This window comes from Secundilactobacillus sp. MJ173 (assembly GCF_059704265.1).
The window spans coordinates 44,646-70,529 of record NZ_BAAKGN010000023.1 but is presented as its reverse complement, the minus strand read 5'-3'; the positions used below and the strand labels follow the sequence as shown (position 1 = coordinate 70,529).

Sequence of the window (25,884 nt, the reverse complement as noted above, 5' to 3'; positions counted from 1 at the left end):
TTGTGTTACACATTATAAACGTGCTCACCAAGGCAGAGACCTGCATAGAACGAGCCCCCACCCTAAATCCAAGTTCGGGATTTAAGGTGGGGGCTCGTTCTATTACGGTCTCTAAACGCCTTGGTTCACACTCTGTTTATTTGATTAACTGCCGCAGTATTTGCATGCGATACCGTTGATTTCTCCCTTGAAGCAAAGAAACCAAAGACGACGCACCAAATAATTCCTAAGAGAGCTGGAATCCGGTTGCTTGGATCGAAGAATAGACTGAGATAAACCACGCCAAAGAAGACGATCAACAGTGGATCAACAATCTTATAGGCTGGCATTAAGAAGCCATCAGGTAAGAATTCTGCAGAGTGACGGTAACGATAATGCGCCACAATTGTCAAAGCGTAAACGATTAGGTAAAGATCACTCGTCGCAGACGCAATCAGACTGAAAGCGTTGGAAACACCAGGCAATACGCTAAGTAATGGTGATAACAGCACACAGCCAGTAGAAATGAGAATGGCTAGTGCGGGTACACCATGGGTTGAAATTTTCTGGAAGTGCTTCATGAATGGACCGTGGGATTCAATGGCCAACTGGAAGAAGTGACGACCTGAGGAATAAATCATACTGTTAAGTGCTGAGACGGATGAAGTTAAGACCACAAAGTTGATCACAGCTGCAGCTGCCCGAAGCCCAACTAGGGAGAAGACCTGCACAAATGGACTTTGAGTTGTTGAAAGGCTGCGCCATGGGTAAATCAGCATGATAACGAACAGTGCGCCAATGTAGAAAATCAGGATTCGAACGATAATTTCGTTGATTGCCTTAGGTAAGACCTTGTGGGGATTCTTAGTCTCGGCAGTCGTAATGCCGATAAATTCCATTCCTAAGAAAGCAAAGAAGACCATGGGAAAGGCGCCGATGAAGTTATTGGCACCGTTAGGGAATAATGTGAAGTTAGACGTGACGTTTGCCAGGCTAACCGTTCCAGTAGGTGTCTTAAAATGGCTAAATAACAGGAAGAACCCTGTAGCAATCATGGCTAGGATCGCAATAATTTTTATCGTTGAAAACCAAAACTCCGCTTCACCGAATAGTCGGACGGCAATTAAGTTCACGGCTGTTAGGATGGCCAGAAAGACGATTTGAATCAACCAGCCAGGGACGTGCGGCAACCAAAACTGAACGTAATTGGCCGTTGCAGTGAGTTCTGCCATACCCACACACACAAGACCGATCCAATAAGTCCAGCCAGCAAAATAACCGGTGCGGTCACCAAGATAGCGGGTAATAAACGCAATGAAAGTATGTTGTGATGGATCCTGATATAACATTTCGCCAATTCCTCTCATCATTAAGAAGAAAAAGGCGCCAATGATAATGTAAACCAAAATAATTGATGGACCAGTTTTTTTAATGGAAGTACTGGCACCCAAGAAAAGGCCAGTGCCAATCGTACCACCTAACGCAATCATTTGAACGTGTCTATTAGATAAGGTTCTTTTCGTGCCATCGGCATTGATATTTGTTTGTTTCTCCATAGACTCACTCCTTTTCGTTTATTTGTATTTAATCACCTAATGATAAAAAATTCAAGTATTAAATTAGAATTTAATTTGAAAGTTCACTGGAAAATAAGCGTAAAAGCTGGTATATTTAGTTTGTTAGCAAGGGAAATGTGACTTATTTTATTCACTAATTAAAATTTAATGAATAATTAATATGCAAAAATTATTGAATAAATACTTACATGTCCATGTTAGTTTACTGGTATACGCTCCTTTGTTTACTAGTATACGTTGCTTGCGAATTCTGGTCATTTCAGTTATTCATTTACGATAATAGTCAATGAATATTCAACACAGTATTCACTGATGATTATGTGTTAACAAATTTCTTGGAGGTATCACTTTTATGGAAATCAATGAATTGAACCCTGATATTTTATCTGTTAAACCTTCCGCATTGCGGGTGTTTGATCACGAAATTAGTGAGGATCCAGATATTGTTAAACTGACGCTTGGTGAGCCTGATTTTAATGTGCCCGAACACATTAAAGAAGCTGCCATTGCTTCTATTAATGCTAATCAATCGCACTATCCTTTCTATTGGGGAATTCAAGAGTTGCGGGACGCTGCTTCAACGTATTACCGTGATAAGTTTGGCTACCAATATTCAGCAGACCAGATTGTTTGTACCGTTGGCGCGACAGAAGGCTTATCAGCTACGTTTAAAACGTTGTTCCGCCCAGGTGACGGGATTTTAATTCCAATGCCTGCCTATCCTGTTTACAAAGCGATGGCTGGTATTAATCAATTAGTACCAATCATGGTGGATACTACTGGCACTGATTGTGTACTGACACCTCAACAAGTGACGGCTGCCATTGCTGCACATCCTGATGTCACTATCAGGGGTGTTGTCATCACAGATCCGTCAAACCCAACTGGGGCAGTATATTCAGAAGAACAGTTGGCGGCTTTAGTGCCAGTTTTCCGCGATAATCACATTTGGGTCATTAGTGATGAAATATACGGCGAACTCACCTATGGGGTTAAACACTACACCTTGTCTAAGTGGTTGCCGGAACAAACAATCATCATCAATGGGCTTTCAAAGTCCCATGCGATGACTGGCTGGCGAATTGGTTTCGTGTTCGGACCAACAGGGGTCATTGACCAGATTGCTAAGGCTCATCAGTTCGAAGTGACGACACCAACTTCAATCGTGCAGTACGCAGCTGTTGAAGCACTGACTAACGGTCAAAATGACGCGGCTGCCATGCGCAAAATTTATGAGCAGCGTCGTGACTACCTCACACAGTCATTGGACAAGTTGGGAATGACTTACGTGGCGCCTAAAGGGGCGTTCTACATTTTCACCAAAATACCAGAACAGTGTGAGCAAGACAGCTTCGCCTTTGCGCGTCACTTGGCTAAAACCTATCATGTTGGACTAATGCCTGGCGCACCATTTGGCGATCCGCAAGCACTGCGAATTAGTTACGCTTCTAGTAACGAAAACCTGCATGCAGCGGTGGATGCTTTAACTAAGGAACTTACTCGGGTTAATGCATTGACGAAATAGCGGCGGCAGCTTGCCATTGAGAGAGAAAATAACGAGCGTGCGACATCACTCGGTAGATTTCAGAGTGTAACGTAAACAAGCCATTTCGACATTTTTTGTCGGAGTGGCTTGTTTACGTTACATGGCCGGAATCTGAGTTGTGACGCATATTTAGGCTAGATTAAAGTGTGGATTTTGATAATTGAGCCCGGTATTGTCTCAGAAATATGATATATTGCATTATGAGAAGCCTGTGGTATGTATTAAGGCACAAATCAGAGCGAAGGAAGCTGATTAAACCATGGCAGATGCACAATTCGATGCTATTTCTGATTTAATAGCGGCTATTAAAGCTAGTCAAAAAAGACTTCAGTTAACTAATCGCGCTACCTTAAGCCTTACAAAACAGCAACCAGCAAAGGAAGCTGACTTTTTCTCGGGTCGAGTAAGCCGCGGTGACTACGAGCAAACGCTAACAACACTGCAGATGATTGAACGTTTATTGGCTCAACAGAATATTCCCCTGACAGCCTATTTGCAGCAACTGCGTGCGTTGCCACCCCGTAATATTTTTCTGCGTAATCGGTATGCGTTTTGGTTTGCCAATTTCATTGGGGCCGGTGGGTCCGCGAAGTTTCTGATTCGAGATGCCAAGGAGAATGACTTTGAAATCATTAAACAAATTGTCTGGAGCAGCAATTTACTGACCAGTACATCGGGTGTTGCGCATATGCAGACACATCAAAAACAATTGGTGCATTTATCAGATGCAGAATACCAGACGATTAGAATGATCATGACACAGTTTTCGACTGCTTCACCGTTGTTTTTCTTTAATTTAAGACAGTTGCAAACAGTTGGTTTAATTACGGACATTTCAAAATTACAGCCGTATTGGGATCAGGAGGCAGCATTAAAAGAACACGGCAGGTAATGGTACTTACATACGTGTAGAGGTTAAGGAAAAACAATCAATTAAAACGCTTTCATTTTGATGGTAAATGTATTAAACTTGGGGAGTAAAAAAGTTGATTATTACAAGTAACAATTGGTATTATTAGCAGGTTATTTTTGTCTAACGAATTTTTTGTAGAAGGGGTAAGTCACTAATTAGTACGATGATTGCTTGGATAATCTATTAGTTTTTTGGAGGAGACCAATTTATTTAATTCACTCTAGGGGGAAAAACTATGAAGTATGATGAACTGAATCGAAAGCGGCAGAAGCATCATCGGGATGAACAAAAATTGGCGTATCACGTTAAGCTGTATAAGTCCGGCACGTTTTGGATTGCAGCAGGGATCACAACTGTAGTGTTGGGCATCACTACGTTAACGGGAGTGTCGGTAGCTAGTGCTGCTACTACAGATGCAACGGAAACTGTAAAGCCAGCCGAAAACAGTGTCAGTGCATCTAGCTATCGCCTTAAAACTAGTGAAACGGCACAGACAGCGGCATCAACAGAATCGGCTGAGACTGTTAATAATGATTCGAGTATAAGCAAGGAAACCGATGACAAATCTGTTGATGTGGCAGCTAAGGTTACCAACTTAGGTGATGCAAACAGGACTCGAATTGATCAGGCTAAAGAAGCAGCCAGTGAACAGTATGCTCAAACTGGTCAGCCACAGGTTGTTACAGCCGTTTCGGCACCTACACCAGAAACAGCAGCAACGGGTCAAGTTACGATTAAATATGTAGATGAGGATACTCAGAAAGAAATTGCGGATAGTTATGTAGCGACGACGACAATTAAACCAGATTTAGTGACTGAAGCGAAAGTAAAGTCAGACTTTGCTGAGCGTTTTATCCCAGGATATACCTTTGATAAACTAGGTGAAGGTGACACGTTAAACTTCGCTCCAGTGGCTGATGGCAAGACAATTACTGCTTATTATAAGAATAATTCTGTGACTGTCCCTGACACGACGGAGCCAACCACTACGCAGACGGAACCGACACCAGAGGCAGCGACCACGGGACAGGTCACAATCAAGTACGTTGATGAAGATACTCAGAAAGAAATTGCGGATAGTTATGTAGCCACGACGACAATTAAATCGGATTTAGTGACTGAAGCAAAAGTAAAATCAGACTTTACTAAACCAACAATCTCGGGCTATACCTTTGATAAATTAGGTGAAGGCGACACGTTGAACTTCGCCCCAGTGACGGATGGTAAGACAATCACGGCCTATTATAAGAGCGATTCACCAGCTGACACCACAACGGAGCCAACTACCACGCAGACAGAAACCACACCAGAAACAACCGTTACGGGTCAAATCACAATCAAGTACGTTGATGAAGACAACTCTGAAACAGTTTTATCATTTAATAGAGATAATGCAGGTTTCCCATCAACAGCTCCGGCAACGATTAGTGGTAGTTACACCGCTACAACAACGATTGATTCAGACTTGGTCACGAAAATGAAAGTTAAAGATGCCTATGCCCAACCAAGAATTTTGGGTTATACCTTTGATAAATTAGGTGAAGGCGACACATTGAACTTCGCCCCGGTGGCTGATGGCAAGACAATCACGGCCTATTATAAGAATAATTCTGTGACTGCCCCTGACGACACTGACACGACAACGGAGCCAGAAACCACACCAGAAACGGCGGTCACGGGACAAGTTACGATTAAATACGTTGATGAGGATACTCAGACGGAAATTGCGGATAGCTATACAGCTACAACAACGATTAAATCAGATTTAGTGACTGAAGCGAAAGTAAAATCAGACTTTACTAAACCAATAATCTCAGGATATACCTTTGATAAACTAGGTGAAGGCGACACGTTGAACTTCGCCCCGGTGGCTGATGGTAAGACAATCACGGCCTATTATAAGAATAATTCTGTAGCTGCCCCTGACACGACAACTGAGCCGGAAACCACACCGGAAACCACACCAGAAACAGCGGTCACAGGACAGATCACAATCAAATATGTTGATGAAGATACTCGGGCAGAAATTGCGGATAGTTATGTAGCTACGACGACAATTAAATCAGATTTAGTGACTGAAGCGAAAGTGAAGTCAGACATTACTAAACCAACAATCTCAGGCTATACCTTTGATAAATTAGGTGAAGGTGACACGTTAAACTTCGCACCAGTGGCTGATGGCAAGACAATCACGGCCTATTATAAGAATAATTCTGTGACTGTCCCTGACGACACTGACACGACAACGGAGCCGGAAACCACACCAGAAACAGCGGTCACGGGTCAAGTTACGATTAAATATGTAGATGAGGATACTCAGAAAGAAATTGCGGATAGCTATGTAGCGACGACGACAATTAAATCAGATTTAGTGACTGAAGCAAAAGTAAAGTCAGATTTTACTGAACCTTTTATCTCAGGCTATACCTTCGATAAATTAGGTGAAGGCGACACATTGAACTTCGCCCCAGTGACGGATGGCAAAACGATTACAGCCTATTATAAGAACAACTCTGTAGCTGCCCCTGACACGACAACGGAGCCGATCACCACGCAGACAGAAACCACACCAGATACAACGGTCACGGGTCAAGTCACGATTGCTTATGTTGATAAGGATACACAACAACTCCTTGGATTTAACAGTGGCCAGTCTTCAATTCCAGGTACACCTGTTCAAATCAATGGAACTTACGTGGCTCAAACAACGGTATCCACGGTTGATCCAAGTCAGTTAACGGTATCTGGCAAGGTGGCACAGGCTGAAATCGCTGGTTATAAATTCGTGGGTAATGACACCACTGATCTCACGTTTGCCCCAGTTGATCAGCAAAAGATGATTAAAGCTTACTATGAGAAATTAGCACCTGTTGTGATTAATTACGTGAACGAAGCTGACCCAGCTGATGTTATTTTTCAAATTGAATATGACGCACAGGATCCGGCTAATTGGATTAGCGGCAGTGCTGACTATAATTTTGACTATGAGCCAACCTTTAACGGTTACACGTATGATGAGCAAAAAACTCAGGCAGACAGTGTCTTAATAGGGAATGGATTTAAGTCACTAGATGATACCGGTGGTCAACCAGTCACCATCAATATTTACTACAAAAAGACGACTGCTGATCCTAATCCAGGGGCAATGTATATTGGTGATACCATCACAAAAGTGAGCGATATAACGGACACCGCGGTAAAGAAGACAAATGATCTTGAAACCTCAGGGGCAGCATTTGCCCACGATAAACTCCCTGAAGTTTCAGCAGCAAAGCCAATCACCAGTGCAGCAGTGGCGATTAATGGCCATGTAGTGAACCAATATCCTAATTACACACTGACGGGTACGATTGGGACTAATAATCAGGATGGCAATTTAGCACAAGGGCTAATGCCGCTGGCAGATTACATTCCTAATCAACCAGTTGAAGTTGTTTTTGTGGATGATTCAACCGGGAACATTCTTCAGCAGGGACTATACGGTGATTTTGATCTGGATAAGGGCGTGTTGCCATCCGGAAATTATGATACGGGTGTGGTTAATGAAGCTTATCAGGCTAAGTTAGCAGATAAGGGGTATGAACTTGCTAAAGTATACGGTGAGCCAACCGGCACATACGATGCCATGCACAGAATCGTTTACTACGTTTACACGCCAAAATTGGCTACCAACTATGTGCCTGTGACGCGACTCATCAACTTTACAAGCTCTGACGGTGCCTTGAACATTAATCCGATAGTGCAGACCGTTTGGTATAAGAAGGTGACTAACGAAGTCACTGATCAGTCAATTTACACGCCTCAAAGCGGGTTCTATCAATATGAAATTCCAATGGTTTCAGGTTATTCAGCTACGATTAACGACCAGCCGGCTACCACAGTGGCACAGGAAGGATTGCCTGCAACAACGGGGATGCCGACTAATGAGAGCGTGACAGTCAACTATGTTAAACTTCCACCTGTGATTGTTCCTTCTACTGAGGAGGGGGAAACACCGCCTCATGATGACACAGGTAACACTACGACTGACAACCAAGTGCCGACACCTGCAGAAGATGGTGGTGCGACAACGGTTGAGACAGGTGAAGATAATGGTAGTACTGTGCCGAATAAAGGTGGCTCGTCAGCTCAGACTGGTGTAACAACACAAGGTACAAGTAAGCAAGGTACCCATATAATCAGCGCAAATGGTTCGTCCACAACGCATGATCAGTTGGATCAGTTGCCACAAACAGATGAAGATAACGATGGTGCTTTGGGACTTCTTGGTGCCGTATTAATATCAGTGCTAGGACTTTCTGGAATTAAAAAGAAACGTCGTGATTGATTACCATAGCAATGAATCTCAAATAGAGTGTGAAAACAAGCGTTTAAAGAGTGGCGTATAAGGGCTCAAAACGAAAATCCCCCGAACCTTTGAGGGATTTTTGTTTTGATCCCTTATACATAACTCTTTGTTTTTTTGTTCCAATAATAAGAATTAACTAAGAACTGCTGATTTTATTTGCGTACGCAACTAACTGATGCTAAAATACTGACAGTCATCTGATCGTATTTGACATTAATCAAAGGAAAGAAGAGATCATTAATTGAAAATTATCACAACTGAAGAACATTTTGACACCAATAAGAACGTTAAAGAATTCAATGAATTTTCCAAGGTACCTAATAACAACCCCTTTCAAGAGAAGCTTAACAAAGATCTGACGGATGCTGATAGTCGAATTGCTTATATGGATAAGTACGGCATCGATATGCAAATCATTTCCGATGCCGGTAATTCACCACAAGTATTGCCTGATGACAAAACTGTTGATGCTTGCAAGGCGCAAAACGACTCACTGGCTGAAACCGTTTCGCAGCATCCTGACCGTCTAGCAGGCTTAGCTGCTCTGCCAGTTAACGTTCCAGATGAAGCTGCTAAGGAATTAGAACGTGCCGTTACGAAGCTGGGTCTGAAAGGCGCCATCATTAGTGGTACCATCAACGGTCAATTTTTAGATCAAGCCAAGTTTGACCCGATTTTCGCTACGGCTGAAAAGCTGGATGTGCCGCTATATTTACATCCTGGCGTCATGACGGATGATCAAAAGGCAATCTTATTTGATAGCTCAGCATACAGCGACATGATGGCTAATATGATGGCCGGTGCTGCGTGGGGCTGGCACATGGAACAGGGTGTTCAGATGGCGCGGTTAGTCTTTTCTGGATTATTCGAAAAGCACCCGAACTTGAAGTTGATTTCGGGTCACTGGGGTGAATTCGTGCCCATGTTTATCGAACGGCTCGATGTATTCGGCCGGTTCTCTGAATTGCCACACCCATTTTCTTACTACTACCGTAAGAACGTCTATGTTGGCCCTTCAGGGATGCTGACTGCACCACAGCTGCAGATGGTTCACACCGAAATGGGTGCTGATCATATGCTTTATTCTGAGGACTATCCATACGTTAAGATGGCAGATAAAGTGAAGTCCTTTATTGCAGATGCGCCATTTAACGATAAGGATCGTGAAATGATGGCGCACGGGACTGCTGAAAAGCTGTTTAAACTTTAAATCTTAATAGACACAGAAAAGAGAGCGCTCAATACAGGGCGCTCTTTTCCTGTCTGTTAGCCAGTGCCTTAAATTCATCGCATTCTTGTAGCGATATTCGCTAATTGGTTGGACCGGAAACGTTAGCGGAGACCGGGCGATGAAAACCAACCAAAGCATCAAAAAAGAGAGCCCGTCACAGGGGCTCTCTTTCTTTGTGTTACCAAATGAAACCATTTGTTAACTCGATTTTACCAGAGAACGACGTGAAGTCAAGCAACAGATACACAACTGCACTGAACACCGCCAAAGCATCCAGCGAAACATTGTGTCAAATTCCCAACAACTCCTGTAATAGCCATCCAAGTTCTATAGAACTACTAAGTTCGCCCGACTTTCAAAGTAATGCACATCTGATTACGGAGAAGGGAGGTGTCATTAATGACAACGTTCATTCATTTTGTATTTTACCAGAGAATGGAACCAAGTCAAGTCTACGCACCTTCACCGATGCCTCCCAAAACGCCACCAAAAATAAATAAAGTTCAAAAAACTTTTTCTACCTCAAACACCTCAAAATACTAATCGATACCCTTTAAAACTCAACTAACGACTCAGCCGAAACATGCTCACATATAACTAGGGGAAACTATGGTATAGCCCACTTCTTCAAAATTCAATCACAACTAAGCTATAAATCACCGCCAAATCTCCCATACCGACCACCTAATCGATCAGCACCCAAATAGCCCAATCTGCCAACTGTCATCGATTCGTTTGGCTTTTCATTTCGGTCTATACCCGTTATGATGCTCTCGTACCATAAATCAAATTTAAAAGGAGTACACATTACATGACTTATTTTCTTGACCTTACGCCTGAGTGCCGAACGCGCGTAGAACAACAAGGCTATCTCATCCCCGACGAACTGCAACTTGACGAGGTGGTTCCCGCCAGCGAGGATACCAAGTTCCTACCAGACTGGGATCACGTTTTGGCCATCATCAACTGCACCTACACTCAAAGCCACTATAATAGCATCATCTTGTATGATGACCAGCGGCTGATCAAAGTCCGACCGACACCTAATCGGCTGCTGAAACGTCTACGAGAGTACTTCCCCATGGACTACCACAATGATATTCGCTACACGATGGCAAAGGCGCTGAAAATAGAAAGGGGGGTACCGTACGTCTGCCGTGATTTTTGGCTCATGCCCGCGGGGCCGGTGGTCGCTACTAACCGGTCCTGGTTTCGCTGGCAATACAAACGCGATATCTGGGACTTTCCAGATGACTGCAGCCGTGTGATCGTTGACCATCATCTGGTCTTGCAGTGGCCGATGCCGAGACGTTCAGTCGAATTCCGTCAAGCCTTGTGCAAGACCATCGCTAGCTTCATCAAGCAGCAGACAGCGATGATCTGCCCAACGTTTGATATGGCAGACTTAGGCGAGTACCATTCGGAAGAAACTCTACAAAAACTCATGACTAAGATTGAGAAATATAAACGGGGTCTCATCCTTGGCAAAGTCGGCTTTATGGAGTTAACCGATGAAGTCGATGATGATCTTAACCACTACCGGTACAGGCAGTTACCCGAAACGGAATTCTAAACGGTTATTCTTTTAGCTAAATGGTTTGAAAGCAAGCACTGAGTTCCGTCTGTTACGCAGCGTATCGAAGCAAACGTTTAAAGGCAGTTTAGCTGTATAAGTCGGCAACCTCTGAGTCTCTTCCAAATTTTTTAAAAAAATCGAAAAAAATGACAAACTCTTTTAAAAGTGTATATTTATTAAGATTTGATTAAGGGCAGGTCATGAGCATAATTTTTTAGGGTACACCCATAAACATACAAAAACTTCTTTGTAAATTGTTCAGTAAACTAGCAGTTTCGCTCGCAAATCCTTCCTCCTCCAAGATAGAATTTCTAGTTCACTAAACTCATAATGGAATATATCACCGGATAAGCGAAAGTACAACCGGGTCAAGATGAAGTTATCCTACATATCATGAATAATTATTGAATATCCTGAATAAATTAAATAAATTATAGTACCATAAATAATACGAAATTAACAAAGTAAATTACGATGTAAACCATATTTATAATTTTCCTAATTTTAATTATTTTGTAAGCTCATTTTTGATTCGCTGAATCAGTGTCATACTTCGCCCAGTTAGCTGCTGAATTTGCCGTAACGGCGTACCAACCTTCAATAACCGTTTAATTTCAAAATACTGTTTTCTCCTATCTAGATTGGAGACATCTGGTCCATAAAGAATAGGGCGCCCTTGATAGACGCCCCGTTGTTTAGCTAGTGCGATACCTTGACGCTGTCGTTCGAGAATTTTTTTGCGTTCTTCAGCCGCTAAGTATTTTTGCAGTTCCATGGTGATTGAACTCAGTAAGTTGCGGGTGTTTTCATCATCAACTTCTTTGTAAGAAGGCACATCCAGAAAGTCGATATGCGCGCCCTTACTCCTGATTTCGATGATGACATTAGTCACGTCATTCACATTGCGACCTAGTCGATCCAGACTGATGACTTTGATCTCGTCGTCTGGTTCCAAGATAGCTAAGAGCTGTTTTAAGACTGGCCGGGATAAATTGGCACCTGAGGCCTTTTCTTTGAATATCCTATCAACGCCTAACTCAGATAATGTTTGGATTTGGCGGGCTAGATTCTGATCCTTACTGCTGACACGTGCATAACCATAAATCATGAAAATCCTCCTAATAAAAAATGAACTGAGACGATCGCCTCAGTTCAAATTTTATACTTTTTCGGGTGTACCTTAAAAAGTACATCGGAAAATTTACGAGGGGGAAATTTCATTGGAAAAGTATAAGTTCAATAGAAATAAGCTCCAACGTGATTCGGCTGATAGAAAAGTAAGATATAAACTCTATAAGGCTGGAACACGTTGGCTAGTTGCTGGAATGGCAACGCTGACATTTGGGATTTCAGCGTTTGCATTACCAGCACAAGCCGAAGCGGATGTGACATCCACTGATGGCAGTAATGTTAGCTCAAGTACAACAAGTCAGGCGGTGACCGCGGCTAAGCAGGTCACCTTACACAATACTAGTACTCCAGCTGCTGCTACCCAGGATCAACAGGGGACAGCTGTAAAGAGTGACAGTACAGCACAGACTTCAACAACTCAAGGTACTGCAGCTCCTACAACTAAGAGTAGTGATACTGCAACGCAGACAACGACTAAGGCAGCTACCGCAGATAGTTCCAAGACCGCTGCATCAACAGCTACCGATACTAAGGCCGCTGATCAAACTGCTGCTAAGACGGATGCAACGAATGCACCTGCTACTGACAGTACGAAGACTGCTGACGCAAACACGCAGCAATCAACAACGGATACCAAGACTGATGCTTCAGCTAAGAGTGCTGATGCTGATATTGAAAAGACTGATTTAGGAAGCGCTGATCTTGCACAAATTGATGCCGCAAAGACCGCCGCTGCTGCTGAATTTGCCAAGACTGGCAAAGCACAGGTGATTACCGCATCACTAGGTACTGAAGGTGATGGTGATACGCCCATACCAGGTAACGCAGTAACTGTGGGCCGTACTGGCGTTCAGCATGCGGACGGATCACAAGAATATAGAACGAATGATTTGACTGCGTTGTTTACAAAGACCGCGTACAGTGTTATTAGTGAAGCGAATGGTACATCGACTGGTGATAACGCAGCTCTTTATTCTTCCCATACGCTTAGACCACATAACGATTCTACTTACTCATTTCCAGATGCGCAATTTGTCTTGGCCAATGATGAAAGTACTAAGGGACACTTTACGTTGACATATACCGGAACTTCATCAACCGATTCATCGTCAATTGCACGTACACTGGTGGATAAGGATATTTCATTTTCTGAAGCCGCAGCGGGTACGGGTAGTGGGTATTTTTATGATTTTAGTCCTGAAGAAAATACGCAGATGGGGTTGTTGCTTCTGTGGGCTGCCAAAAATGGTGGCACGATTTCGTATGCGTTGAATGCAGGAACAATTAATACTAAAGCAAATGTTAAGTATACGGGCGCTGTCGCTGCAACCGCAGCTATCACATTCGTTGATGTTGACCCAGATTCGAAAACTAAAGGAGTGCTTTCAACTTCAGAAGTTAAAGCACCAGATATTGCAGTCCATTTTGATGGCAATAAGAATTTCTCCCATGGTGCCTTTTCACAAGATGCCGCTGGTGTAGAAGTGCCATACGATCTCAGTGAAAAGTTGGAAGCGTATTATAAGGCTGGTTATAATGTGCAGTCTGTGGATAAATCAGAAAATGATACCGCCGATAAAAACACAGACGGAGAATTCGTTGGTAGATATAGTGGCGCTGGTACCGTAGCTGTGGTTTCTGACAGCAGTGATGATATCACGTTCAATCTAACCCAGGACAAGGTCAAGACCACGGATGCAACAATCACGTATAAGGATGTCACTCCGGGTACTCCAGCAGATGCCCCAGCGCCAGCGTCACCACAAACAGTTACTGGTGACGACGGTTCGAAGGGTAACACAGCTTTAACTATTCCTGATGGTTATATGGTACAGCCTGTTGATCAACAGACTGATGCCAACTTTAAAACTGATATTACAGCCAATGCAGATGGCACCTATACCTATACGGGTACGTTATCATCTACGGCAGATACCGATAACGTTACGGTTGATCTGATCAAGAAAGTCACTTTTGATACTGATGATCCTAATGATGCAGATCATCAATCAAAGCGGACATTTGCATTTGCAGGTGACAATCCTACTGACCTCAAATTACCAGAACAAACCCTTTACTGGGTAAAGCAAACAACCAACAGTATTACGCAGGATGATCAAGGCAAGGATACTGTTACGGCAACTGACAAGTGGTTAGCATTTAACAGTGAAGATGAGGCTAAGACCTACGTTTCTGACATGGACAAAACTGGTACTAGCAAAGTTACGCTTGCTACTAAGTATGCTGCCACAGATACCTTCACGATTCCAGCTGATCACAGTGCTACTGCAGAGGGCGGTACCTTAACTTCTGGTTCTGCTGGTCCATCATCCGTTGGTGAGAGTGCCGATGTGACTGAACCTAGCAAAGCTAACCAAGCGGTCACGATTACTTTAACGAAGACGACCTCAGCCGGTGCTGAACTTCACTATATTGATGTTTCTAACACCAAGAAGACTACCGACTTTGCACCAAACGATGGTAATCAGATTGCTTCAGTTGTGCTGGACGGGAAGATTGGTGATCCGATTTCCACTGACGGTGCCACACTGTATGACTATGCTAGTCATGGTTACGTAGCGGTAGAAAACGCTGAATTTACAGGTAACTACGATGCTACGGATCGGCCAGACTTCTACACCTATGTTCGTCAAGCCGTTACCACTTATACACCTGGTAACCCTGGCGATACCGACCAAACCAACCACGATGCACTGACTAAAGCAGTGACTGAATATGTCACTTATGGTGATCCAGTTGGCAATGATACTAAGGAAGAACTGAAAGATTACAATCTCTATCGGACAGCTACCGTCACTTACACTGAAGGCAACGGCGAACCAGCTGTGACTTACGGTGCATGGACAACGAATGCTAACGGTACGTTCACTGAGGGAACTGACACGATCAACGTCGCAAAGCTCACTACGCTTGAACAGCAAAGACAACCTGGCTACACGCAAACTTTTGCCAACACTGCAACGGGTGCTGAGTTAACGGATGATCAAAAGACTACCAATGCTGATATCGCACTGACGATTGCTAAAGATGCTGATAACTCACCCATTGAAATTGATCGGGCGGTTACCTACGCACCAGAAAAAGAAACCGCTACCGTGCATTATGTTTACCAGCAAGTTGGTGGGACTGAAGTCTTACCATCTGTAACGATTTCTGGCAATGCCGGTGATAATTACACTAAGGATCTCGTCGTTCCACCTACAACACCTGGTAAGGCAGTTGATGGTACGACGAAGCTTGACGATGCCAATGGTACATTAGACACCAGCACGTTGTACTACTACGCAACGGCTGATCCTAATGGTGGTTTGTACGATACGATGCCTGATAAATCTGGTTCAGATGCTCAGTACAGTACGGATGGTCAAGATATCTGGGTTATCTACACAGCTAAACCAGGCGTCGACATGACCCAAGCGGTGGATGGTCCTGATGTAACCGTTAAGCGGACGATTCACTATGTGAAGGATGATGGTACGTCTGCTGGTGCTGATCTCGTTCAGACATTGACGTTAGGTACGAAGGTTATCAAGAGTGACGATGGTAAGAGTCAGAAGATTGTGTCATACAACGTTAAGTCTTCTGATGAAGATGGTGATGGTACCGCTGATACTGACCTTCACAAGATCTTTACCTCTGTCGATTCACCTAAGCTTGATGGTTACACACCTGATAACGCTAAGGTCGATGACCAAAACGTTCCGCTAGATGTTGAAGGCAACCCTGAAGATCTGGAGACTACGGTAACGTATACGCCAAGTGCCAGTGATATTCAATCATTGACGGTTCCTGATACGGATACTGATGGTAAAGAAACTGGCAACACGGTTTACTTCTACAAGGGTCCTAAGGCAACCGATACCAACAATGATAAAGTGATTGATGACAAAGACATTCCAACGGATGATATGGTTGGTCAAGTTACTGTTAAGAATGGTATCGATGGCAGTGCCGGAGATATGACCGCTAAAACTGATCCAAACGATCCTAATAAGATTGACTTCTTTATTGTTGGTGGCAATAAAGATGGTAGCGATAAACCAGCTGGTAGTGTCGAAATTCCAAAGAATGGCGATACAATTACCGCTGAACGCTCTGCAACTACCGATAAGCCAGGAGTTAGTGGCATTAAGGTTACTATTTTAGATAGCAGTAACAAAGCTGTTGGTGATCCTATCTATGTATATGACGCATCAGCGACCCCAATTCACGCAGTTACGGTTGACGATGCTGCCAAGGGCACACACACCACTTACTTCTATACAGGTGATGTACCGACGACTCACAAGGACGGGACACCAGTCAATGATGATAAGCCACTTACTGATGCTGATATTCCAGACGGTGCAGAAATCGGGAAGATCACTGCAAACGATGGTTCTACACCGGATATTAAAGTTGATCCTAATGGTACTGACAATAAAGATGGTACCACAACGTATAAGGTTACAATTGACGGTGATAAAGATGGCGGTTCAATCACAGTTAAGAATGGTAAAGATGCGCCACAAATCTTTTCATTTAATGTGGACACACCTGCCGTTATTGATGCCAATGGCAACGTAACCACGCCAGCTAGTCACACGACTTACTTCTATACTGGCACCAAGATTCCAGATCCTGCTGAAGGTACTCAGCTGACACAAGCTGATATTGAAAAGAATCAGGATACAGAAGTTGGTCACGTTACAGTTGATGATCCACTGGTAGGTACGCAAGATAATCATGATGGTACCTTTACACTCACGGTCAACGGTAAACCTAGTGGTGATCCTGTCACGATGCCAGCAGGCAAGACGCCATTGATTGTTGCTGGTACTCATGTTGACAAGACTGCTGATAAAGGTGGTTACACACCAATCTACATTTATGCGGATGGTGATAACACTAATAAAGACCCTAAGAATATGACCGAAACGGATATTCCTGACGGTAAAGATGGTGTTGTTCCAGCATTGTCACTTGTTGATAATCATGACGGGACGTTCTCACTTAAAGTTGGGGACAAGACCGATACTGCTACAGTTACTATTCCAAAGGCACCAACAATTGAGCCAACACCAGTCGAAAAAGGTGGTGCTTACAAGCTTGGTACCGTTGATAAGACTGGTGATCACACGACTCCAAACACTGCACCTGATGGTGGTACAAGTCTTAAGATTACCAGCAACGATGGTACTGTTAGCTATGCCTTTATTGCAAATGGTTCCGATGGCTCAAGTGGAACTGCTAAGGCACCTAAGATCACTGCTACACCATTCAACGTTGGTGAAGATACAGCTAACCCAACCAAGTCCGGTTACTACATCCTTGCTGATGGTGCAAAGATTGCTACAGTAACTAATGGTAATGACGGTAAAACACTAACTCCAGAGGTTAAGGAAGTTCCTAACGCCGATGGCACTAAGTCTTATGTATTCTACATTCCAGGCCCTAAGGGTGATGGCACTGACGATACCCCTATTGGTACTGTCGCTGCACCTAAAGATGGGGTTACGCCAAAGATTGATGTCACACCAATCAAAGATGGCAAAGATAATGTTACTGGCAATACCATCATGATCTCATACCCAGGAACCGATACCGCACCACTGACCTTTAACGTTTCAAACGGTGCTGATGGTGCCCAAGGCCCACAAGGACCACAAGGTGAGAAGGGTGATTCACCGGTTATCACGCCAACTGTTGGTGAAGATGGTAAGGTCACTGGTTACACCATTACTGATGGCGCTGGTCACAAGGTCACTGTTTCAAACGGTAAAGATGGTGCAACACCAAGCTTTACTCAGACAGCAACTGGTTACGATATCATGGTAAATGATACCAAGGTCGGCGAAGTTAAGAATGGTAAAGATGGCTCAACGGTCACTACTGAAGATGCCTTCGGCGAAGATGGTATCACCAAGGTTGGGACTAACATCCTGGTTGATGGTAAAGTTACTGCCACTGTTTTGAACGGTGCTACTGGTGCCAAAGGTGAAAAGGGTGACGATGGTGCTACACCAGTTATCACTGCTGACAAAGACAAGGATGGTAACCCAACTGGTAGTTACACAATCACAGTTGATGGTAAACCTGCTGGTACTTTGCACGATGGTAAGGATGGAGCAACTCCTCAATTTACTGAAACCAAGGATAAAGATGGTAAGGTCACTGGTTACACCATTACTGTTAATGGCGAACCTAAGGGTACCATTACCAATGGTAAGGATGGTTCAGTTGTGACAACTAAACCAATCATTGATCCGGAAACTAATGCCCAAACCGGTGTCACGATTGTCATTGACGGTAAGGATGTTGCTACTGTCACGGATGGTGATCAAGGACCACAAGGTGAAGCTGGTAAGTCAGCCAAGATCACACCAACTCTTGATAAAGATGGCAAACCAACTGGTGCATACACCATTACCGATGGCGATGGCAACTCGATTCAGGTTACAAACGGTAAAGACGGTGCAACACCAAACTTTGTTAAGACCGCAACTGGCTATGACATTATGGTGAATAATACCAAGGTCGGCGAAGTTACAAACGGTCAAGATGGTGCTACACCAACGGTTACTACGATGCCTGTTTACGACAAGGATAACAACATCATCGGAACCCAGATAGTTATTAACGGTTTGCCTGGCGCTAAGATTATGAACGGTACAGACGGTATTTCACCAGTCCTCACACCTACTAAAGATGATCAAGGCAAGGTCACTGGCTACACTATTACTATCGGCGACAAGACTGTCGGAACTGTCACAAATGGTAAAGACGGTGCCACCCCTCAATTCACCGAAGTTAAAGATGGTGACAAGGTTACCGGCTACACCATTACGGTTGGTGACAAGACTGTTGGTACCATTACCAATGGTAAAGATGGTTCAGTTGTAACCACTAAGCCATTAATGGATGGCGAAAAACAAATCGGCGTTACGCTTGTTATTGACGGTAAAGACTCCGGTACCATCTTGAATGGTCCTCAAGGCGATAAGGGTGATAAAGGTGACCCAGGTTCTTCACCAGTCATCACTCCAGTCACTGATAAAGATGGCAATGTTCTTAGCTACAACATCACGATTGACGGTAAACCAGCTGGTACCATCACTAATGGTAAAGATGGTACAACACCAGAGTTTACTGAAACCAAGGATAAAGATGGTAAGGTCACTGGTTACACCATCACTGAAGATGGCAAGACTGTTGGCACTATCACCAATGGTAAAGATGGTGCTACACCAGTCATTACCCAAACGCCGACAAAAGATGAAGATGGTAATACCATTGGTACAACTATCACCATTACCACTCCAGGTTCTGATAAAACTCAAACCATTAACGTTACTAATGGTAAAGATGGTTCAACGCCTGTATTGACGCCTGAAAAAGACGATGACGGTAACGTTACTGGTTACGCAATCACCATCAACGGCACGCCAGCCGGTGAACTTAAGAATGGTACAGATGGTTCTACTGTCACGACTAAGCCAGCTCTTGACGACAAAGGTCACCAAATCGGTGTCACCCTTGTGATTGATGGTAAAGATGGCGATACGGTCCTGAATGGTACAGATGGTTCATCACCAGTATTGACACCAGTTACTGATAAAGATGGCAACGTAACTAGCTACACTATCACAATTGATGGTAAGCCAGCTGGTTCGCTCAACAATCCTAAAGATGGCTCAACCCCTGAATTTACCGAAACCAAGGATGAAGATGGTAATGTTACTGGTTACACCATCACGATCGATGGCAAGACGGTCGGCAATATCAAGAATGGTGTTGATGGCAAGACACCAGTGATTACCACTACACCTGAATTGGCTACTGACGGTAAGACGGTTATCGGTACTACGATCACCATCACTACGCCAGGTTCCGATGATAAAGTTATTCAAGTAACTAATGGTAAAGATGGTGCTACACCTTCTGTTAAGGAAGTAACTGATGAAGATGGCAACGTCACTGGGTACGAGTTCTACATCACTAACCCAGATGGTTCTACCACTGATAAAGGTACCATTACAGCACCTAAGGATGGTAAAGATGGTATTAATGGTCAAACGCCATCGGTTGAACCTATCAAGGATCCAAACACTGGTAAGACGCTCAGTTACAACTTCTACTACACCAATGATAAGGGTGAAAAAGTCCCAGTTGGTACAGTTGATGCACCTAAGGACGGTGAAACCCCAACCGTTAAACCACACACTGGCACTGACGGAAAGGTTGACGGTTACACCTTCACTCTCAATGGCGTTGACTACACTGTCTTGAATGGTGAAAAAGGTGATAAGGGTGACAAGGGTGATCCAGGTTCTTCACCAGTACTGACACCAGTTACTGATAAAGATGGCAACACTAGCTACAATATCACGATTGATGGCAAGCCAGTTGGTACCATCACCAATGGTAAAGATGGTACAACACCTGAATTTACCGAAATCAAGGATGAAGATGGTAAGGTCACTGGTTACACCATTACTGAAGATGGCAAGACTGTCGGCACTATCACGAATGGAACCAATGGTAAAGACGGTGTTACACCAGTGATTACCACTACACCTGAATTGGACAAAGACGGTAAGACGGTTATCGGCACTACGATCACCATCACTACGCCAAGTACTACGCCAGGTGGCGAGGATAGCACACAAGTTATTCAAGTAGCTAATGGTAAAGATGGTGCTACACCTTCTGTTAAGGAAGTAAAGGATAAAGATGGCAACGTCACTGGGTATAACTTCTACACCACGAACCCAGATGGTTCTACCAATGATATGGGTACTGTTACAGCACCTAAGAATGGTAAAGATGGTATCAATGGTACTAATGGTCAAACGCCATCCGTTAAACCTATTAAGGATGCTGACGGCAACACCGTTTCATACGAGTTCTACGTCACTAACCCAGATGGTTCTACCAGTGATATGGGTAACGTTCCAGCACCTAAAGATGGCAAAACACCAACCGTTACCCCACACACTGGCACTGACGGCAAGGTTGACGGTTACACCTTCACATTGAATGATGTTCCATACACTGTTTTGAATGGTAAAGATGCAACACCATTGACAGTCACTGGCACTTCACTCGATAAAGATGGCAACACTGTCATCACCTTCAGCGACAAGTCAACAGTTACTGTTGATAAAGGCGACAAGGGTGACAAAGGTGACAAAGGTGATCCTGGTGAAACACCACAAGTTAGAGCTGTTAAGGGCGAAGACGGAACGACCACTTACGAGTTCTACACCACGAACCCAGATGGCTCAACTAAGACTGTTGGTACTGTTAAGGCACCTAAAGATGGTCAGTCACCAAATGTTCAGGAAGTTACGAACCCTGATGGATCTAAGTCATACGAGTTCTACATCACTAACCCAGATGGTTCGACTAAGAATGTTGGTACAGTAGATGCACCTAAGGATGGCAAGACGCCAACGGTAACGCCATTGACGGATGATAAAGGTAACGTCATTGGTTACACCTTCACCCTTGATGGTAAGGATTACACTGTTAAGAACGGTGACAGCATCAAAGTTACTGGAACCACTACTGATGATAAGGGCAACACAGTTGTTACCTTCAGCGATGGCTCACAAGTCACTGTTCCAAAGGGTGCTGATGGCAAGGATGGTAAAGACGGTAAAGATGGTCAAACACCACAAGTCAAAGCTGTTAAAGGCGAAGACGGAACGACCACTTACGAGTTCTACACCACTAACCCAGACGGTTCGACTAAGAATGTTGGTACTGTTCAAGCACCTAAAGATGGTCAAACACCACAGCTTAAGGAAGTTACGAACTCTGATGGTACTAAGTCATACGAGTTCTACATCACTAATCCAGATGGCTCAACCAAGACTGTTGGTTCGTTTGAAGCACCTAAGGATGGTGAAACGCCTTCAGTTAAACCACACACTGATAGTGATGGTAACGTCGATGGCTGGACCTTCACTCTTGGTGATCAGGATTACACTGTTAAGAATGGTGAAGATGGTAAAGACATCACACTTCTTAGCCAAGTTCCTAACGAGAATGGCGACATTGTGCTTACCTTCAGCGATGGCTCAACGGTCACAGTTCCTAAGGGTGCTGATGGTAAAGACGGTAAAGATGGCAAGGACGGTCAAACGCCTGAAGTCAAAGCTGTCAAGAACGACGATGGAACCACTTCTTATGAATTCTACGTTACTGACGAGAATGGTAAGGAAACCTCTGTTGGTACTGTCAAGGCACCTAAAGACGGTGTCGATGGCAAGACGCCTCACGTTGAACCTGTCAAAGATGCTGACGGCAACACGGTCGCTTACAACTTCTACTACACTAACGATGCTGGTGAAAAAGTATCTGTTGGTAAAGTGGATGCGCCTAAGGACGGTAAAGATGGTGAAACGCCATCCGTTGCGCCACACTACGATGCTGACGGCAACGTTGATGGCTGGACCTACACACTGAACGGTGTCGATTACACCGTCAAGGATGGTAAGAATGGTGTTGATGGTAAAGATGGTAAGGATGGTCAAACACCACAGATTGATCCTTCAAAGACGGTTGTCGATAAGGACACCGGCACCACCACTTACTACTTCACTTACCCAGATGGCAGCAACGCTGGTTCAATCACTGTTCCTAACGGTGGTAACAGCACTACTGGTAACAACGGTTCAGGTAGCGATGTTCCAGATATTACCAACAATAATACTGTAAACGTCAACGGTGGCGGTGATAATGGTCAAGGCACGACTAGTTCAACTACGACGTCAACCACTAACACAACGACTAATACCACAACCGAGAAGACCACGACTACTAACAGTGATGGTTCAAAGACTGAGACCACGACGACGACCACGACTAATCCTGACGGTTCAAAGACGGTTAAGACAGTGATCATCAAGATTGTTCCTAACAAGGACGGTTCGATTACGACCACCACGACGACGACCACTACTCCAGGTGAAAATGGTCAAGATTCAACCACGACAATCAACGTTGTCACTACTCCAGCCGGTGGTAAGAACACGACGACGCCAGGTGGCGATGATGGTAACACTGGCAATACTGGTGATACTACAACCACCACTAAGACAGAGACAGTCACTAATAATCCAGATGGTTCAACGACCACTGTGATTAAGATTGTGACGGTTGTTACTCATCCGGATGGATCGACGACCACAACCACGACGATTACCACGACGACTACTCCAGCTGGTAATAATGGTGGTAATACTGGTAACGGCGGTGACGACAACAATGGTGGTACAACTGATAACGGCGGTAGCGGCAACAACGGTGGTACAACCAATAATGGCGATAACACCAACAATGGCGGTAGCGGTGACAACGACGTCACTAAGACGACTGGTACTGGTACGGTTGTTCCAGGCGGCAATACTGGTAACGGTAATGGTACCGGAACTTCCACTGGTACTGACGGTGGCACTGCTGTAACCACGACTCCAGGTGGTAACACCGGTGTGATTACCGAAACTGGTGGTGACACGACTACTGATACTGACGGCGGCATGGTTCCAACAAGCGAAGCTGGTAACGGCGGTGCTTCAACCATCCACGAAGCTGTCGCAGGCGGTACGGCTGTTGATGCTACCAACGGTAATGGTTTGGCAACTGGTAACGGTAAAGCTGCTGCTCAAGGCACTTTGCCGCAAACCAATGAAACATCGGCTTCAGCACTCGTAATGCTGGGTGTCGGCATGACTATTATGGAAGCTACCTTGGCTTACGGCATCACTCGTCGCAAGCGTCATGATAGTGACGATAATGATCACGAGTCCCTCTACTAGTCATTTCCAACTTAACCCCCATGACTACTAGCTCGGATTCATAGTGAGAGAGGCTGCATATCGCAATGTCCCCCGCGATAATGCAGTCTTTCTTATAGGGAAGACGGCGAATCAGCCGCCTTCTCATACATAGTAAAAATACAAGGAGGAGAAGACTATGGCAAAACGAATCAGTACTATTATTGCGGTGGACGATGCACGGGAAGATGATTTAGCGATTCCGCTATCATCGATCAATAATCAAATGGGGATTGATTTCCGTGACGTTGAGGTGATCTTGGTAGATAACGGACAGTACCGGTTGAGGGATGTGGACCAATTCAGACTGTTCAAAAATATCGATATTCACTATGAAAATCCCAATAACGTTTTGTCATGGGAAGAAGCCTTCGAACAAGGGGTGGCAGCTGCCACCGGTGACTACGTGATGTTCATGGGGCCGGATGGGTTACTGAATCAGACCAGCGTGATCCAGACGTTCAGTGCCATGGCCGACCAGAATCCTGCTGCGGATGTGCTGACCGGGCTAGTGTTGGAGCAGGACATGACTCGGACGCGAACCACTGAATACAAAGTTGGCCGTGACTTCATGACGGCACGGGGGCGCTGGTTCAAGCGTAATTTCCTGAACCAATACCGCGTTCACTGGCAAGCGGTTGGGAAGTACTCGGATGAATTCTACAGCCGACTGGTCAACAGTCTGTCCCAATCGGATATTGAAGTTAATGAGATTGCCTACGCGCAGTTTATGAGCCGCGATATCCGGTCCGAAGTGATGGCGCCGATGCCGTCGACGGTTTCCGTTGAGCAGATCACCATGCTGAGTCAGTATTTTGAAACTTTGCGGATGATCGACCCGAAGATCTACATCGACGAGTTCGCCAAAGCCTGCGTGCGGTATTATACCTTGATCAAGCAGGTCCCAGATATTGAGCGTGCTCATGTGGATCAGGCATTCTGGTTACTGGTTCAGCACAACGCCGATATTTGGTCAAACGTCCAGGCACTAGTGGATCATCTGAAGCTGACGGACCAGAATCCGAAAGCACCTTGGGTCAAAGAACAAGTGCAGTTTGACAGCTACATTCAGGCGCTAGGCAAAGTTGCGGCAACGCGTAACTGAGCGAGTATCAAACTAATTAATATCATGAAGGGGACATGATGGTTATGAGTAGACTAATCGACATCACGAATCAAAAATTTGGTCGCTTATTGGTACTTGGGAGAGCTAAGAACAAGACGAACAATGGTAACGCTCGCTGGAAGTGCCTTTGCGATTGCGGCAATTACGTGGAAGCAGACGGTTATGCGCTGCGACACGGGATAACACGTAGCTGCGGATGTTTACGCCGAGAACTATCCAGCAAAGCAGCGAAGCAAAATCCGTCGTTTATCGCCAATCAGGGGAATCCGCTAAAGAATGAAGATGGCATCGGCTACTCCAGCTTATATAAGGGGAAGCGTAACCGCACTGGCGTCATCGGTGTTTCTTACGACAAGCAATCGCATTGCTTCGTTGCCCGGTTGATGTTTCACGGCAGGTACGTGTTGAATCACGCGACCTATGATTTTAACGAAGCAGTGAGGTTACGGAAAGAAGCTGAAGCACAGTACTTTAAGCATGCAGTGAAAGAAAAGCAATAGGTGTGATCTTATAGGAATGAGAGAGTCTCAGCGGTGATAGCTGCTGGGGCTCTCTTTGGTGAGAAACCATTTCTTGGAGTTGACGGAGTAAGTGATCAGCCACCCAATTAAAGA

General features: G+C 44.6%; 10 protein-coding genes. 8 read left to right on the top strand and 2 right to left on the bottom strand.

The window, feature by feature from the left end; genetic code table 11:
* Positions 1-125 precede the first annotated feature (125 nt).
* Positions 126-1,535, bottom strand: coding sequence for an amino acid permease (locus AC6H04_RS03970; RefSeq protein ID WP_497570462.1), 1,410 nt, complete (start codon positions 1,533-1,535; stop codon positions 126-128).
* Between the two features lie 373 nt (positions 1,536-1,908).
* Between AC6H04_RS03970 and AC6H04_RS03965 the strand changes: the two genes are divergently transcribed.
* The 5 genes from AC6H04_RS03965 (at position 1,909) to AC6H04_RS03945 (ending at position 11,167) form a co-directional block, all read left to right on the top strand.
* Positions 1,909-3,081 carry an aminotransferase class I/II-fold pyridoxal phosphate-dependent enzyme gene (locus AC6H04_RS03965; RefSeq protein WP_497570461.1) on the top strand — a complete coding sequence of 391 codons (1,173 nt, stop codon included), beginning with the start codon at positions 1,909-1,911 and terminating at the stop codon, positions 3,079-3,081.
* A 280-nt stretch (positions 3,082-3,361) separates the two neighbouring features.
* Positions 3,362-3,994, top strand: a complete 633-nt coding sequence (locus tag AC6H04_RS03960) for a hypothetical protein (protein ID WP_497570460.1) — start codon at positions 3,362-3,364, stop codon at positions 3,992-3,994.
* A 256-nt stretch (positions 3,995-4,250) separates the two neighbouring features.
* A complete protein-coding gene (locus AC6H04_RS03955; RefSeq protein WP_497570459.1) occupies positions 4,251-8,342 on the top strand; it encodes a MucBP domain-containing protein in 4,092 nt (1,363 codons plus the stop codon).
* Positions 8,343-8,604: 262 nt separating this feature from the next.
* Positions 8,605-9,573, top strand: a complete 969-nt coding sequence (locus AC6H04_RS03950) for an amidohydrolase family protein (RefSeq protein WP_497570458.1) — start codon at positions 8,605-8,607, stop codon at positions 9,571-9,573.
* A gap of 922 nt (positions 9,574-10,495) precedes the next feature.
* Positions 10,496-11,167, top strand: coding sequence for a hypothetical protein (locus AC6H04_RS03945; protein ID WP_497570457.1), 672 nt, complete (start codon positions 10,496-10,498; stop codon positions 11,165-11,167).
* A gap of 511 nt (positions 11,168-11,678) precedes the next feature.
* Here AC6H04_RS03945 and AC6H04_RS03940 read toward each other — a convergent pair.
* A complete protein-coding gene (locus AC6H04_RS03940) occupies positions 11,679-12,278 on the bottom strand; it encodes a recombinase family protein (protein WP_497570456.1) in 600 nt (199 codons plus the stop codon).
* A gap of 112 nt (positions 12,279-12,390) precedes the next feature.
* Here AC6H04_RS03940 and AC6H04_RS03935 point away from each other — a divergent pair, with 112 nt between their 5' ends.
* From AC6H04_RS03935 to AC6H04_RS03925, 3 genes are all read left to right on the top strand, one after another.
* Entirely contained in the window at positions 12,391-24,126 is an 11,736-nt protein-coding gene (locus AC6H04_RS03935) for a KxYKxGKxW signal peptide domain-containing protein (RefSeq protein ID WP_497570455.1), read from the top strand.
* A gap of 157 nt (positions 24,127-24,283) precedes the next feature.
* Entirely contained in the window at positions 24,284-25,249 is a 966-nt protein-coding gene (locus AC6H04_RS03930) for a glycosyltransferase family A protein (protein ID WP_497570454.1), read from the top strand.
* A gap of 44 nt (positions 25,250-25,293) precedes the next feature.
* Positions 25,294-25,770 (top strand): AP2 domain-containing protein, encoded by a 477-nt coding sequence (locus AC6H04_RS03925; RefSeq protein WP_497570453.1) that lies wholly within the window; start codon positions 25,294-25,296, stop codon positions 25,768-25,770.
* Positions 25,771-25,884: the final 114 nt, after the last annotated feature.

Coding starts and splice junctions, on each gene's coding strand:
- AC6H04_RS03930 (WP_497570454.1), top strand. CDS start 24,284: ATGGCAAAACGAATCAGTACTATTATTGCGGTGGACGATGCACGGGAA.
- AC6H04_RS03955 (WP_497570459.1), top strand. CDS start 4,251: ATGAAGTATGATGAACTGAATCGAAAGCGGCAGAAGCATCATCGGGAT.
- AC6H04_RS03965 (WP_497570461.1), top strand. CDS start 1,909: ATGGAAATCAATGAATTGAACCCTGATATTTTATCTGTTAAACCTTCC.
- AC6H04_RS03940 (WP_497570456.1), bottom strand. CDS start 12,278: ATGATTTATGGTTATGCACGTGTCAGCAGTAAGGATCAGAATCTAGCC.
- AC6H04_RS03925 (WP_497570453.1), top strand. CDS start 25,294: ATGAGTAGACTAATCGACATCACGAATCAAAAATTTGGTCGCTTATTG.
- AC6H04_RS03970 (WP_497570462.1), bottom strand. CDS start 1,535: ATGGAGAAACAAACAAATATCAATGCCGATGGCACGAAAAGAACCTTA.
- AC6H04_RS03960 (WP_497570460.1), top strand. CDS start 3,362: ATGGCAGATGCACAATTCGATGCTATTTCTGATTTAATAGCGGCTATT.